The following is a 15,189-nucleotide window of genomic DNA, read 5'->3' on the forward strand; positions in this document are numbered from 1 at the left end:
TTCATCCCAAAGCAGCGCTAGCGATAACTCGCATAGTATTCTACGAGCGCGTTTAAATCATCGGCACTAAGCCCTTTGAACGCCTCATCCATTTTTTTATCAACGGAGCGTTTCCCTTGCTTAAACTGTTGCAACGTAGTGGCGAGATAGCCCTTCTGCTGACCAGCTAAAATCGAAGCTTCATCCAGAGCGTTACTGCCACCATCCGAATGACAGTTCTCGCAGCTTTTCGCATGGATAGCCTTACCTTTCATCGCTAACGCTTGATCAAAAGACTGTTTAGCTGGCACAAACTCAAGCCCAGCATAATGTTTTGCTAACTCTTCAATCTGCGCCTCAGATAAAGATTTAACTATCGACACCATGTCGCCTTTTTTGCTCGTGTCTCCGTAAGCGTGACTAACAGAATTTGCAGGCCTACCTTCTAGGTAACGTAGCATCTGGTCAAAAAAATTGAATTCGGGAATCCCTGCGATGGTAGGAATATTCGTGTCTGAGCTAACACCGTTTGGCCCATGACAAGCTTCACATTCGTATTGTGAAATTAGCTCACTTGGTGACGCTAAACTGTGGGAGGCCAAAACTGAGCTAATGACTAACACCGAGGAAAATTTTAGAGAGAATTTAATTAGTTGGTGCATATTAGACTGACTCCGTAGTAATTATCTTTATTAATCAAAACCAGACCACGAATAAACGATAAGAAAATCAATTTATAAATGCGACTTAAAATCAACGATATCCAAGATAAAAATATTAAGCCGTCAACTATTTAAAGTAGCGTAGTTCAATACCCTTACTTTTTCTGCGCTGACCTCTTCAATCGCAGAAAATCCAACCCAAACAATTGATTTAAAATGATAATAAATTCAACCCCAAAATTCACACACAAAAATAGCGGTTTATTTTAATAATATTTCATATTGCGTCTATACTCTTACAAGCCATGTATTTCGATTTATTCAAGCGATGTAAATATGGATATTTTTCTTTTAGCTTGAATATAAAATTAATATTTCAATCAATCGTTTATTGAAATATTAAACCATTCCCATGCATTCCCACTTACTTTAGGACGAATCGAGAGGGACTATGAACGGTTTAAAGTCGATCGCTACATTAATATTTTTTATTTTACTGCTCACCGGATGTGGTCCAGACAGCAAAAACGATCAGAATACACCACCACCTGCACTTGGTGATTTCAAGATCAGTGTTTCCGAGCCATCATTGGTCACTCAAGAATCCGGAGAAACCAAACTGGTGGTCAATTTTACCGTCAAAGACGGCAGTGGCAGACCTCATGAGCTAGACGAAACGAGAGATTTTCGCATCGCACTTCTCAAAGCAATGCCCTCTCGTGTCGATACACAAAACTCGAACGATCCAGCCTTTGCCTTCAATGGGCGCCATGGCAACACTTATTGGAAGAGTTTCCATCACTCAAGTAATACCGCAAATAACCGTGCCAGCATGGAGAGTGTTTGGGATGGAACACTAGTAAAAACAGACGAGGGATATCGCTACACGTTTGCCATTCCTGACGCTTTGAAAGTGTCCGATCCTTATACTGCCGACTCTTCTAGCAACAATGGTTTTATCGCTTGGGATGCGGATAAACTCCACCGAATCGTCATGGCGTATGGCGAGCAAGGCAACGGTTTTACCTACGTGTTTGAATGGGTGCCGCAAGAAAGTTCAGATGCGGTTGTCTCTCGCAATGTAATAGAAAAAGGCACCTGCGAAAACTGCCATATGGGCGAACCGCTTCATCATGGACCGGGTTATCGTTCAATTGATAACAACATTGCCGTTTGTACCGCTTGCCACAATGACAGTAACCCTGGCGCTGCGCCAGCCAGACGCCCTCTCGCAGCCGTTGTTCATCAATACCACGGTAATGTTTTCAAATTAGGTAGCGACAGAAATAACACCGACACCTACAAACAACCTGTCGACGGGAATGACGCGCTCGTTACCGACATCAATGGTTTAGTCATTGAAGGCAACCCTTTCCCGCAAGATGCCCGCAACTGTACAACCTGCCATTCAACCGATGTTGCGAAAGCATCAGACGCCAACAATTGGTTTGAACACCCAAGCCAAGTTGCCTGTGAGACCTGTCACTTGTACCGAGACAGAGGCGCGCATGATAACCAAGTCGGTACGGCTTGGGTAAGAAACGGCGAGCCACAAAACTCCTGCTCGGGCTGTCACCGACCTTATGACCGAGATGACAATGGTGATCCAATCATCGGCCAAGACGCAAGCCGAAGTGCTAAAACGGTTCACGTAATGCGTTTAGAGAATCTTGCAAAGGCACGTAATTCGCTCGAAATCAACGTTGAAAACGCGCGATTTATTGATGACCAGTTTGAAGTTGAACTAAGAGTGTCGAAAGCGGGCTCAGGTATTGGATCCATCAACGAACTGACCCCTTTCATTAATGAACATGGGCACCTCAATTTGTTGCTGAACTGGGATAACGGCCAAGGCCCGATGGTCGCAAACAACAGTCTCAACGTCTCCGATGATGGCGCACTTGGTGACGGCTGTGAGGCTCAAGGAGAAGGCCTATTCTTGTGTCATAAAGACTTCACTGACGCTGCGATTAAGCCAATCTCCAACTCTACGTTGACGGTTAACATCGCCGATATGCCACTTTGTGCCAACCGTAGAGATGGCGAGCTCGCCGAATGCGTCACGTTTGAAGGCATCGATCTTATCAAATCGCCTTTCGTCATTGCCGCCAATAACGCATCCGGCTCGTTTGATGTGTCTGGTATCAACAAGCAACACAAACTGCCAGTGGGCGCGGACATTTCATCGTGTAACGATTGTCACAAAGAGCTGACTATCCATAAGCTTGGTGAGCATCCGCATGCCGCAACCGACTTCCAACAATGTAAAAATTGCCATAACTCTGAACGTTCTGCGTTTTATCCTGGAATGGCGGCTGATCTAAAGTACCACGTACACTCATTCCACGCCTTTGGCTCCGCTCATAGCGGTGAAGCGCCTTTCCCTGGCGCAGTCAACAACTGTGAGGCCTGCCATACCAATGCTCAATACAACTTACCTAGCCAACAAAATACGCGCCCTTCTCTTGCGAGTGGTAAGTACTTTAGTCCTGCATTAGTCGCCTGTGGCGCGTGTCACTTAGAGTCATCTTTAGCTAATGCTGACCCGGATAGTGTGGCAGGAGATGCGACTCTGAACCATATGCTGAATCACGGCGCGGTATTTGGAGCAGACACAGCAGCACAAGCCATGGGCTCCGAACAATGTGCGACTTGCCATGCCATTGGTCAGTCACAAGGGGTAGATAAGGTTCACAAGGTATACGACTACCGTTGAATTTGTCATTGAACATAATGCTTTAAGGATAAGAAAAGGAAGAGCTATGAAAGCAATGTTTCTGCGGTGGTTGGTAACTGGGATACTTGGGTTAGGCGTCATCTTCACCGTCAGTTCGGAAGATGTCGCCGAGCCAGAACCCAAAGCGGCGACGTTAACTCAAGAAGAAATTGAAACTATATTGGACACCAAATTTTCTGAGGGGAAATACTCACGCCGTGGAGCAGATGGCTGCCTTCGTTGCCATGACGATACCTCAGACAAACCTGCAACCGGTATTTTCGACAACATCCACGGCAAGTCAGCGAACTTGCATGGGCCAATGAATGATAAACAATGTGAAGCATGCCATGGCCCAGCAAACAATCACGCGCGCAATCCGCGAAAAGGACAAGTTCGTGAGCCGATGATCACCTTTGGGCCAAACTCCCCTGTTCCGGCCGAAAAGCAAAACAGCGTGTGTTTATCTTGCCACCAAGATGCGAAACGCTCGACTTGGCATAGCAGTGAGCACGCTTTTGAAGGGCTGTCTTGTGCAAGCTGTCACCAACTGCATCAAAAAAACGATCCGATGATGGTTGCCGAAATGCAAGCAGACAAATGCACCGATTGTCACTCCCGCACCAAATCGGATATCCACAAACGCAGTCGTCATCCTATTATCGACGGCGTCATGACTTGTTCTAGCTGCCACAATCCACATCAGACATTAAATGAAGCGAGCCTGAACTGGTCAACCGTCAATAACGCTTGTTACGAATGTCATGCGGAAAAACGCGGCCCATTTTTATGGGAGCATGAGCCGGTAACTGAAGATTGCACATCCTGCCACACACCTCATGGTTCCGTGAACAAAGCCTTGCTCAATAAACGGCTGCCAATGCTTTGTCAGGAATGTCACCGTGTGCCACATGCAAACGTAGCCATTCCTGAAAACGACTTGAGAGTGCGCGGCGGAAGTTGTTTAAACTGCCACAATCAAGTGCATGGCTCTAACCACCCACGTGGTCAAACATTAAGTTATTAGGAGGGAGGCATGAAACTATCTCAACTGTGCATCGCTATTTCCCTTGCTTTTGCTGTGCAAGCGCACGCCAACGATTATTCGTTACAACGTTCTCAACCAGCCGACACTAGCCGCTGGCAGTGCAGTGAATGCAGCAGCGATGGCACGTGGAGTGGAGAAGTCAGCGCTGGCGTCGGTTACCTTAACAACGATGGTTCCTCGCGATTCTATAATTGGAATCCACCCGTTTACGGTACAAACTCTGACAATAAACACTTTAACGCGAGCCTAAACGCCGATATCGAACAATATGAAGACGATGGGTTCTACAATCGAATCGTCGTCGAAGATCTTGGTTTGCAACGCTTCTTACTGCAGTGGGAAATGGGCCAGTACGACGGATTACGTGTCCTCGGCAGTTATAGTGAAACGCCGTATTTCTGGAATCAGTCCTCACTCAGTGCGTATCATCCAAGAGAGGATGCACTCGTCAGTGGTGACCTATCGAAATATGAAAACTCAGTGACGCGAGAGACGTTTAAGTTAGAACTCAAGTACACACCACATACGCCATGGAAGCCATATGCATCCATGAAGCACGAACGTAAAGAAGGCACAACTTCGCTTTATTCATCGACTATTCCGGGTTACGCCAACGCGCCGGGATTCATACCCAAAGCCGTCGAACATGAAACCTTAAATACTCAAGTAGGAGTAAGCTACATGGAAGATTTGTGGCTGGTGGATATTGCGTATCGCGGCTCGTTTTTTAGAAATGACAAGTCCGCACTTTATTACGGCAGCACTACCAATCCTTACGCTAACCACCTCGCGTATGAGCCTGACAACGACTTTCACCAGTTTGCTGTCACGGGGAATTATCGGTTGAATCAACAGACGTTCAGTGGCCGCTTACTTTGGTCACAGACGTCTTCTGAAGGCGGGTTAAATCCATTCCCGCAGTCCCCCGTTAACTCCAATACATTCCATGGCGAAACTAACACTTGGCAAATGAGCGCGGATTACCACAACAAACTTTCGCGAGACACTGCTTTCGCCATTTCTGCGGACTATTCAGATAAAGACGATAACTCCGATAGAAACACCATCATCGGATCGACGAGAGAAAAATACGACCACACCAAAACCAAACTGGAAGCAACACTCAAGCATCGTGTTACTTCTGATGTGAAATTGAATACGGGTTACCATTTTAGACAAGATGAGCGAAGTTATGCTGATAGGAAACGTACCGATGAACAACGCGTTTTTGTTGGGGCCCAGTACAGACTAAATAGACCGTGGCAATTAGGCGGTAAAGTCTCCTACTCTTTTCGCGATGGCTCTGATTGGCAGGACGACAGCAGCGACTCGCCTAATTTGCGCCAATACTATTTAGCCGACAAAGAGAGGATTGAGCTCCGTGGCCACGGCAGTTATGACATGACCGACGATGTCCAATTGCTTGCAGAGCTTTGGTACGGCAACGATGACTATGCAAAACCCGATATTGGTTTGAGTGAAGGGGAAGATTACGGTTACGACCTCAGCCTTAACTTCAATTTACTCGACGGACTAAGCGGGCATGTTTTTTACAATCAACAGATCATCCGCTCCGAGCAACAACAAGCAAACTCTGACGTTGTCGGTTGGAATCGCTACACCACCAAACTCAAAGATGACATAACAACCATTGGCTTTGGTGTGAGTAAAGAGCAGCTACTAGACGACAAACTTTCTATCTCGTTTGATTACAGCTACAGCCAAGCTGATGGAAAATCTTCAACCACATCTGGTGGCTACCAATATCCTGATAACGAGGCGAACTCGTACCGATTTGAAGTCATCGCTGACTATGAAGTATCTGAAAATCAAAACGTGCAGCTCAACCTCCGTTATGAAGACTACTCAGAAGAGGATTACTTGTTTAATAACGAAACCGAAACGATGGGCGACGTTTTGCAAAGCTATGAAGGTTTATATGGTGGCGTCTATTGGAAATATCGCTTTTAAATACAGAGTGACGTGACAAAAAAAGCATCAGACGTTTCAAACGCCTGATGCTTTCGTATTTCAACTCTACTGCTGTGAGAAGTTGATTAAGCTTGGAAGCTCAACGGAATCTCAGCCAATTGGTTACCTTCGTTTGCAGGAAAGATAAGGTACTCGCCGTGGTATTTCACCATCGATTTGTAATCCGTCACTTTATGCACCATAAAGCCCGCTTGCGCTGCTTTCTCAACAAACTCAGCATGGTTGCCACGCACAAACCAGCTCATTGGTTTGACGAGCAGCTCGCCGTCGAAGCAGCTTTCGCATTGATCTGCGCATAGCGCCAAAGAGTTTTGACCTTCCGTGAAGATTTGGATTTTGCCACAACCAACAAGTTGCTCAGACGTTGATACTTCCCAGCCAGCTTGCTCCATCAAATCAAGAAATGATTCAATATCGGAGTCTTTTATCACTTTGGACTCTTCACCTTCAGGAAAAAACTGAGCGTAAAAAGCGGAAATACGCTTGAAGATAAACAACAAACCAGCGTCATTACCCTTTGAACGACCCGCTTTTTGCCAACGTGTTAAGTCATCGCCTACGGCTCGACCGAAACGCTGAGATTTAAGTGCTTTGGTAACCCAGCGCACTAAATAATGGTTATTCGCAACAGGGGCATTGGCTAACTTACCTGAGCGATGCTCTTGATCTAACTCTTCAAGTGCTGAGTTAACTAAGTTTTGAATTTCTTTGGTGTAATTCGACATTACGCCTTTCTTCCTAAAGTCCAATAAAACAGTGCTGAAAGCACAGAACAAGCAAACATCACAATGATCATCGGCCACGCCGCATTACCTGGTAATGATGCCACCAGCGCGCCAACCAATGAGCCGATACCGAATCTTAACGTCCCCGCCAGAGACGATGCTGTACCCGCCATTGATGGGTAGCCACTTAAAAGCAGCGCCATCGCGTTACTACCTATCGTCGACAATGTACCGATAAACAGCACAACAAAAGGTACGATGCCCCATAATCCGAAGTCCATTAACCAACTTACGAATAAACCAATCCCCGCCAAAAGTTGCACGAACAACCCAAAACGAAGCATGGCATGAGAGCCAACTTTCTTCACCAAGCGACCATTAATACTGGTCATGATGATCATCGCAACAATGTTCAAACCAAATAAATAACCAAAGTGGTCTGGTCGAACACCATATAAATCAATGTAAACAAACGAGCCCGCAGTCAGGAATGCAAACATTCCGGAAAATGAAAACGCTCCAGAAAGCATCAAACCTATCGCTTCAGGGTTGGAGCATAATCTGGCGTAGTTTCTCATCGTAGTGCGAAAACGAAGCGGCTGACGATTTTCTGGTTTCAGCGTCTCTGGAATTTTCCAAAGTACCAGTAGAATTACCACCACGGCGAAAATGGCTAATACCCAAAAAATAGAACGCCAACCAAACCAAATCGCTAAGTGACCACCGATCATAGGCGCGACCAAGGGTGCCATGGTGATCACTAAGGTGACGAAAGACATTGCACGGGCAAAATCTTCACGGTCAAACATGTCACGCACCACAGCTTGAATAATGACCGCTGCAGCCGCGCCAGCAAAACCTTGAGCGGTACGAACATAGGTTAACGCATCAATGCCGTTTGTGGTCGCACTCACCACCGCTGCTAATCCAAAGAAAAGCACACCCAAAATCAGTACCGGTCTGCGGCCAAAGCTATCGGCAAGCGGCCCATGAATTAACTGACCAATCGCAAAACCCGCCGTATAAGCCGTCAACGTAATCTGAACCGCGCCAGGCGCGACCCCCAAATCTTTAGCAATTGTCGGCATTGCAGGCAGATACATGTCGATCGCCAAAGGCGTCAAAGCACCAATCGCTCCTAATACAAGAAACAATAGAAAACTGATTTGGGATTGCGGAGCGCTTTGCGCTTTTTCTGTCATTCTTTTACCTCTTGTTGGAGCCCTTTCGTCAATACTTTCAGAGCAAAGTGAACGTAACGGACGGTTCTCATATCGCTGATATCTAGAAGCCAAAGGCCTGTTCTATCAACGTTCGAGAATCATAAGGGCAAATATGTACCAAGGTGTGACCTTGACGAACTCGACATAGAAAAGCGTGTGAAAGCGAAGTGTGTTTATGGGAAATAAACACAATGCAGTAAAAATGATGGAATTGATTCCACCATTTATTCACCACAGCCGAATGCTTTGCAATACGAGTATGCATGGCTCAGCTAAATGCAAAGGCATATCACTCAGATGAGTAAGCACACCGGAATTGTCTAGGCACTAATTTTGGTAGGAAAATTAATTTTGAGCCAATTCCTACCAAAAAACTAGTTCCAATTGGGAACTAAAGAATTTCCCATGCCGATAATTAATTCCAAATAGAATCAATTTCTTCCTGCGTGAGGTAGCGATAATCACCAGGTTCTAGTGCCTCATCGAGTTCAATCGAACCAATACGCTCACGATGTAAGTACTCAACTTTATTTCCTAACGCCGCAAACATGCGTTTCACTTGGTGATACTTACCTTCCACAATAGTTAACAATACTTCATTCTCTGCCTCGTTCACGATCTCCAAACGAGCAGGCAATGTTGCTTCTGATTCATTGCGCAAAATGATGCCTTGTTCGAGCTTTTCCGCGTAATCAGGCTGAATCGCATCGACGAGCCAAACACGGTACGTTTTCTCACACTTATGCTTAGGTGAGGTAATACGGTGAGACCACTTACCGTCATCCGTAATCAACACCAAACCGGTTGTGTCTACGTCTAATCGGCCTGCAAAGTGAAGGTTTTCAATTTTAGGCTCATCGAGCAATGCGAATGCAGTTTGGTTGTAGCCATCTTCATGTGAACAAACAAAGTCAGCAGGCTTGTACAACATAATGTAACGAGGACCAGGAGCACCAATAACACGGTCTTCCCACATCACTTCCGCACCTTCAGGTACTTTAAATGCACCACTTTTTTGAACCTCACCGTCAACGGTGATGTCACCACTTTTGATGATCTTTGTTGCCTGTTTGCGCGTTGCACCCAGAGCGTCACACAAATATTTATCTAAACGCATGAATACCTCATTGAATTATACCCAAGTAACCTCCAAATCTCGGTTTAAAGGTCACTTGGGTATAAAAGTCAGGTATTATAGCGTTCCTCGTTCGAATAGTTGAGCAATTTCACATATTTTCATGTACACACTTCGCCCTTATCAAGCCGACTCGGTTAAAGCAGTCATTCACTACTTTCGTAAACACTCGACACCAGCAGTGATCGTACTGCCTACTGGTGCCGGAAAAAGCTTGGTGATCGCAGAGCTTGCTCGCCTTGCGAAAGGGAGAGTGTTAGTCCTCGCTCACGTTAAAGAGCTGGTCGAGCAAAACCACGCGAAGTATGAAGGTTATGGTTTAAAAGGTTCCATCTTCTCAGCAGGATTGGGGCGAAAAGAAACTGACCAGCAAGTCGTGTTTGCTTCGGTTCAATCGGTCGTACGTAACTTAGATTCGTTCAAAAACCAGTTTTCTCTGCTCGTTATTGATGAGTGCCATCGTGTGCCGGATGACAAAAACAGCAGCTACCAAAAAGTTATTACTCACTTACGAGAACTGAACCCAGGCATTAAGGTTCTGGGACTAACTGCAACGCCCTATCGTTTAGGAATGGGCTGGATTTATCAGTATCACACCCGAGGTCAAGTACGCACCGAAGAGCCTCGATTCTTCCGCGATTGTATTTTCGAACTGCCGATCCGTTACTTGCTCGACGAAAACTTCCTCACTCCGGCCCGCATGATGGACGCGCCCGTTTTGTCTTACGACTTCTCGCAACTGAAACCCGCAAACACCGGACGCTACAAAGAAGCAGAAATGGACATGGTGATCGATAAAGCCAAACGCGCCACTCCGCAAATTGTTGAGCAAATCATGCAATATGCGAGAGAACGTCAAGGTGTCATGATCTTCGCCGCGACTGTCCGACACGCACAAGAGATCCACAGTTTACTGCCAGAAGGCGAAACTGAAATCGTTATTGGTGATACACCTACGCCGGAGCGCGATGCGATCATCCAAGCGTTCAAGAATCGTCAAATAAAATATTTGGTCAATGTTTCGGTACTGACTACCGGGTTTGATGCGCCGCATGTCGATTTAATCGCGATTTTGCGACCAACAGAGTCAGTCAGTCTATACCAGCAGATTGTAGGGCGAGGATTACGCTTATCAGACGGAAAATCAGAATGTTTAGTGCTTGATTACGCAGGCAACAGCTACGATTTATACCAACCTGAAGTCGGTGATCCCAAACCAGACTCTGACAGTGAAATTATCACGATTCCCTGCCCGGCTTGCGGATTCAATAACAACTTCTGGGGTAAATTGGATAGTAACGGTTTCTTGGTTGAACACTTTGGCAGACGTTGCCAAGGTTACTTTGAAGATGAAGACACAGGCGAACGTGAACACTGTGGATACCGTTTTCGTGCCAAATACTGTGGTGAATGTGGTGCCGACAACGATATCGCTGCGCGCATTTGTCATGAGTGTGACGCAACGCTTGTTGATCCAGATAAAAAATTAAAAGAAGCCCTTAATCTGAAAGATGCATTGATATTTGAATGCACAGAAATGGACCTGTCAGTATTCAAGTCCAGTGATGGTAAATCTCAACTCAAGGTGACATATTCTGGCGAACCATACCAAGGCGAAGGCATTGCGTTAGTTCATGAGTTTTGGTCATTGAGTACCAAAAAACAAAAACAAACGTTTAAAGACCAATTTGTGCGCCCTCACTTGGCAGACAAGCATCGCCCTTTTGAAGAGGCTTCACCGACACGTGTTGTTGCCAATCAACATCGTTTCCGTTTGCCTCAGTTTGTTATTGCAAGGAAATCCGGTCGCTTTTGGAAATTGCGAGACAAAATTTTTGAAGACGAGTTGAAATAACGTCCGCAACATTTAGTAAAACTGAACTCGATGATTCACTCTCTGTTCATCTATATCCGATATACTGCGGCTAACGTTCTAGAAAAGGTTTGACTATGTATAAAGCAACGACTTCTCAACATTCTGCGTTACTTTTCGGCCTTATCACGACATTGATGTGTGCACCAAGTTTCGCCAAGCATGACGACTACTATGCCTCACAAAATGGTCACGCCATCGTGCAAGATGTCGAAAAGCCTGGAACACGTATTGAATTCGATGAAGATCAAGATGAGGTCTATCGCGCGGTTCAACAAGGATATATACGACCATTTTCGGACCTTTACGCCGCAGTAGAAAACGACCTATACGGCCGTATCATCAAGGTCGAGCTTGAAGAAGATGATGATGCTTGGGTGTATGAATTGAAAATCCTGTACAACAATAGCGTCCTGAAAGTTGAGTATGACGCCGCCACGCTGGAAATGCTTGAGATCAAAGGTCGCAGCTTTAACAAAGCGTTAAAGCCACAAAACAACTAAACTGGTCTAATGCGTAATCCCGACGCAATGCGTAACTTACTTCGATAACACTCCAAACATAATAAGAATCACCAATATGAAAATACTTATCGTTGAAGATGACCCTCGTTTAGGCGAGCAAATCATCGAAACATTAGAAAGTACCGGCTGGGTACCAGAATTATCTCAAGATGGCATAGACGCTCTGTATCGCGCGACATCGGAAGAATGGGACGCTATTGTTCTTGATCTAGGACTGCCGAAATTGGATGGCCTCACCGTGCTAAAAGGCATTCGTGATGAAAACATCAATACCCCTGTCGTTATCCTGAGTGCTCGCGATACCCTAACGCAGAGAGTTGAAGGTCTAAACGCAGGTGCAGACGATTACCTAACTAAGCCGTTTGAAATGGTTGAGCTTATCGCTCGTATTCGCGCACAACTACGAAGAGCATCAGGTAACGCCTCTCCTGTGATGCAAATTGGCGACTTGAGCTTGGATACGCGCACTTCTAAAGTAATGTGGCAAGGGCAAGCAGTAAGCTTAACGGCACTGGAGTATAAAGTGGTCGCTTACTTTATGCATAACCCAGAAAAAGTAATTTCTCGCACCGAACTCGTCGAGCACATTTACAAACAAGACTTTGATCGTGACTCCAACACAATCGAAGTTTTTATCGGCCGAATTCGCAAAAAAATCGCGCCAAAGATCATCAAAACTGTCCGAGGGTTGGGATACCAATTAAATGCCGAATAAGAACAGGCTACCGTTGAACGCAATAAAACGACTGAGTATCAAAAGTCGCCTCGTTTTAGCGGCGATCGTTTGGTTGACGGCAATGATCCTCGCAGCTGGTGTGACGATACCGACCCAAGTGTACAACTATATGGTTGACGACACTCGCTCACAGCTGAGTATTTTTATGGATGAAATCGCCGCTCAGTTAGAAGTCGATGAGACTGGGCACCTCTCACTCGCTGCTCTGCTCTCAGACCCTCGATTTAACCGGCCTTACAGTGGTTTATATTGGAGTGCCTCTACTGAGACGAGTCTCGAGCGTTCTCGTTCTTTGTGGGACAAAAAAATCGAATACAAAGGTCTGGATAACGATGCTTACGGCGCGAGAGGCGAAAAGCTGATTACCATAGAAAAAGCTCTGTACTTACCAGATTACGATGGGCCTATCCATATCATTATTGGTATTGACGAAGAGCCTATCAAAAGCACCCTGCAAACGCTAATCGGGCAACTCTGGCTTATTTTAGGCTTATTATTCGCAGGGGTTCTTGCCGTCATTTTGCTGCAAATTGCATGGTCATTGAGTCCGCTTACGAAGTTACAAAAAGAGTTGGCAGAGCTGAAGTCTGGTAACAAAAAGAGTCTAGAAGAAACCTATCCGAAAGAGATTTCTCCTCTTATCTTCGACCTCAACGCTCTGCTTTTTCATTATCAGGAATTGTTAGAACGAGCTAGGAATCATGCAGGCAATCTTTCACACGCGCTAAAAACCCCCCTTTCTGTCCTAAAAAATGAAGTACAGACGTTAGAACCTGATACGCAATCCCGTCTGCGTACTCCGATCAATCAAATACAAGATCATATCGATTACCATCTGGGCCGTGCTCGCATGGCGGGGTCGATGAATATTTTATCAGTAAAATCGAACCCAGCAGAGCGTGTGGATGCTATCTCAATGGCGTTTGATAAAGTGTATGCGAGCCGAGATATCTCCTTAATTAATGAACTTGATTCAGAGCTGAATGTAGCGGTAGAGCAAACCGATCTCGACGAAATGCTGGGTAACTTGCTTGAAAATGCCTATAAGTGGGCCAACAACATGATTCGTGTGCACTCCTCTCAGGATAAAGACAATATACACATCATCATTGAAGATGACGGACCAGGTATCCCTAAAGAGAAACTGAGTCAAGTAATCAAGAGAGGTGTTAGATTGGATGAAGCAACCCCTGGTTCAGGTCTTGGTCTAAATATAGTCAGTGAAATGGCACACAGTTACCGAGGTCAATTAACACTGGAAGCGAGCGCTTTAGGTGGCTTAAAAGCATCTTTAGTCTTACATCTCAGCCGAACATAAAGCATATAACGCATAAACTTTGTTCTTCGGACCATGATTAGTAAACCGATGAAAATGAAGCCGATGTGAACAAAATCCAAGCAAAGCGTTAAAAGGGATAGCCTTCCACCCAGCTAAATCATACCTTTTTGTTGATTTGGATACGATTTGGGTTGCCCATTTATAAGTGGAATGATAGTATCCGCGCTCGCTTGAACAGTTCCTGTTTCAAGCTTTACCACGAACAACAAGGTCGCATTGTTGATTGTGAACATTTGATTTTTACTAATTTGAGAGTAAATACTATGAAATTCGAAGCAGTAGTACGTACTGAACTAGGTAAAGGTGCGAGCCGCCGCCTACGTCACGCTGGCAAATTCCCTGCAGTTGTATACGGCGGTGAAGAAGCAGCAGTAGCTATCGTTCTTAACCACGACGACATCGTAAACCAAATGGACAAGCCTGAATTCTACGAAGGCCTAGTTCTAGTTATCGATGGCAAAGAAGTTAAAGTTAAGCCACAAGACGTTCAACGTCACGCGTTCAAGCCAAAAGTTGAACACATGGACTTCATCCGTATCTAATTCCCTACCAAGGAATTAATCGGATTAAATCCAAACCTTTTGCATTAAAGATAATCGGACTTACCAACCGAGACATCTAAAAAATTTCAAAACCCCGGAGTCTTACCACCTCCGGGGTTTTACTATATGTGGCATATAACAATTGATTTACGAACGGGCAATGTACTTCACTAAAGTGAGATCCGTCAGCGTCATACGGTCAATGATTTCCGCCTCTTCCTCTCCAGTACGTACAAAACCACACTTCTTGTAGAAGTTAAGCCCCTGTTTATTGGTATCCAGTGCTTTCAGGCTTATCTGCATAACGGGCGTAGAGAGTAGACGCGTTTCTAGTTCATCTAACAGTGCACTCCCTGCCCCTTGCCCATAATGCAAAGGAGAGACATAGCAACATGTTACCCACGCCGTTTTATCTTCACAGGTGTGGTTAGGTAGTTCGTAACTTAAAAAGCCGACGATTTCCCCTTGTCTCTCAACCACGATCAATTGGGCCAGTTGCTCAGTCATGACTCGCGTCCACATCCTTTCTCGGCGCTCAATCGTAAACTGATCGATGTAGCTCTGTGGCATTAACCCTTTGTATGCTACCTGCCACGAATCAACATGTATCTTGGCGATTTGAGTTGCTTCCTCTCTGACTGCGTTCCTTACTGTGTATCTCATTACTATCCTTTCTTAAAATTCACCACTTACAA

At 45.4% G+C, this 15,189-nt stretch carries 13 protein-coding genes; 8 read left to right on the forward strand and 5 right to left on the reverse strand.

Annotation, left to right across the window (positions count from 1 at the left end; translation table 11 throughout):
• Positions 1 to 17: 17 nt before the first annotated feature.
• A complete protein-coding gene (locus tag OO778_RS10450; protein WP_258616464.1) occupies positions 18 to 641 on the reverse strand; it encodes a c-type cytochrome in 624 nt (207 codons plus the stop codon).
• 451 nt (positions 642 to 1,092) lie between these two features.
• Between OO778_RS10450 and OO778_RS10455 the strand changes: the two genes are divergently transcribed.
• The 3 genes from OO778_RS10455 to OO778_RS10465 are packed head-to-tail and all read left to right on the forward strand — an operon-like array spanning position 1,093 to position 6,376.
• Positions 1,093 to 3,357 carry an OmcA/MtrC family decaheme c-type cytochrome gene (locus OO778_RS10455; RefSeq protein ID WP_264909726.1) on the forward strand — a complete coding sequence of 755 codons (2,265 nt, stop codon included), beginning with the start codon at positions 1,093 to 1,095 and terminating at the stop codon, positions 3,355 to 3,357.
• A 46-nt stretch (positions 3,358 to 3,403) separates the two neighbouring features.
• Positions 3,404 to 4,384: a DmsE family decaheme c-type cytochrome gene (locus OO778_RS10460; RefSeq protein WP_264909728.1), complete on the forward strand. Its 981-nt coding sequence runs from the start codon at positions 3,404 to 3,406 to the stop codon at positions 4,382 to 4,384.
• A 9-nt stretch (positions 4,385 to 4,393) separates the two neighbouring features.
• Positions 4,394 to 6,376 carry an MtrB/PioB family decaheme-associated outer membrane protein gene (locus OO778_RS10465; RefSeq protein ID WP_264909730.1) on the forward strand — a complete coding sequence of 661 codons (1,983 nt, stop codon included), beginning with the start codon at positions 4,394 to 4,396 and terminating at the stop codon, positions 6,374 to 6,376.
• Between the two features lie 86 nt (positions 6,377 to 6,462).
• On the opposite strand, the gene OO778_RS10470 is transcribed toward OO778_RS10465, so the two are convergent.
• From OO778_RS10470 to rsuA, 3 genes are all read right to left on the reverse strand, one after another.
• On the reverse strand, positions 6,463 to 7,122 hold the full coding sequence (locus OO778_RS10470) for a DUF2913 family protein (RefSeq protein ID WP_046874809.1): 660 nt from the start codon (positions 7,120 to 7,122) through the stop codon (positions 6,463 to 6,465).
• Positions 7,122 to 8,324, reverse strand: a complete 1,203-nt coding sequence (locus OO778_RS10475; protein ID WP_182018946.1) for a Bcr/CflA family multidrug efflux MFS transporter — start codon at positions 8,322 to 8,324, stop codon at positions 7,122 to 7,124. Before OO778_RS10475 ends, OO778_RS10470 begins: the two co-directional genes overlap by 1 nt.
• A gap of 436 nt (positions 8,325 to 8,760) precedes the next feature.
• On the reverse strand, positions 8,761 to 9,462 hold the full coding sequence (rsuA, locus tag OO778_RS10480) for a 16S rRNA pseudouridine(516) synthase RsuA (protein WP_033905117.1): 702 nt from the start codon (positions 9,460 to 9,462) through the stop codon (positions 8,761 to 8,763).
• A 121-nt stretch (positions 9,463 to 9,583) separates the two neighbouring features.
• Between rsuA and OO778_RS10485 the strand changes: the two genes are divergently transcribed.
• From OO778_RS10485 to rplY, 5 genes are all read left to right on the forward strand, one after another.
• The gene (locus OO778_RS10485; protein ID WP_258652829.1) at positions 9,584 to 11,335 is read left to right on the forward strand and encodes a DEAD/DEAH box helicase; all 1,752 of its coding nucleotides are present in this window, start codon (positions 9,584 to 9,586) and stop codon (positions 11,333 to 11,335) included.
• A 95-nt stretch (positions 11,336 to 11,430) separates the two neighbouring features.
• Positions 11,431 to 11,856, forward strand: coding sequence for a PepSY domain-containing protein (locus OO778_RS10490; protein WP_012841930.1), 426 nt, complete (start codon positions 11,431 to 11,433; stop codon positions 11,854 to 11,856).
• A 76-nt stretch (positions 11,857 to 11,932) separates the two neighbouring features.
• Complete coding sequence (locus OO778_RS10495) at positions 11,933 to 12,592, forward strand: response regulator transcription factor (RefSeq protein ID WP_145474224.1); 660 nt, start codon at positions 11,933 to 11,935, stop codon at positions 12,590 to 12,592.
• A complete protein-coding gene (locus tag OO778_RS10500; protein WP_041852971.1) occupies positions 12,582 to 13,931 on the forward strand; it encodes an ATP-binding protein in 1,350 nt (449 codons plus the stop codon). The genes OO778_RS10495 and OO778_RS10500 overlap by 11 nt, the downstream gene beginning before the upstream one ends.
• Positions 13,932 to 14,215: 284 nt before the next feature.
• Positions 14,216 to 14,494 carry a 50S ribosomal protein L25 gene (gene rplY, locus OO778_RS10505; RefSeq protein ID WP_005393245.1) on the forward strand — a complete coding sequence of 93 codons (279 nt, stop codon included), beginning with the start codon at positions 14,216 to 14,218 and terminating at the stop codon, positions 14,492 to 14,494.
• Positions 14,495 to 14,641: 147 nt separating this feature from the next.
• Here the strand turns inward: rplY and OO778_RS10510 are convergent, their stop codons facing one another.
• Positions 14,642 to 15,157, reverse strand: a complete 516-nt coding sequence (locus tag OO778_RS10510; protein WP_031780335.1) for a GNAT family N-acetyltransferase — start codon at positions 15,155 to 15,157, stop codon at positions 14,642 to 14,644.
• Between the last annotated feature and the right edge of the window lie 32 nt (positions 15,158 to 15,189).

It is taken from the genome of Vibrio sp. STUT-A16, from assembly GCF_026000495.1.
GTDB lineage: Bacteria > Pseudomonadota > Gammaproteobacteria > Enterobacterales > Vibrionaceae > Vibrio > Vibrio diabolicus.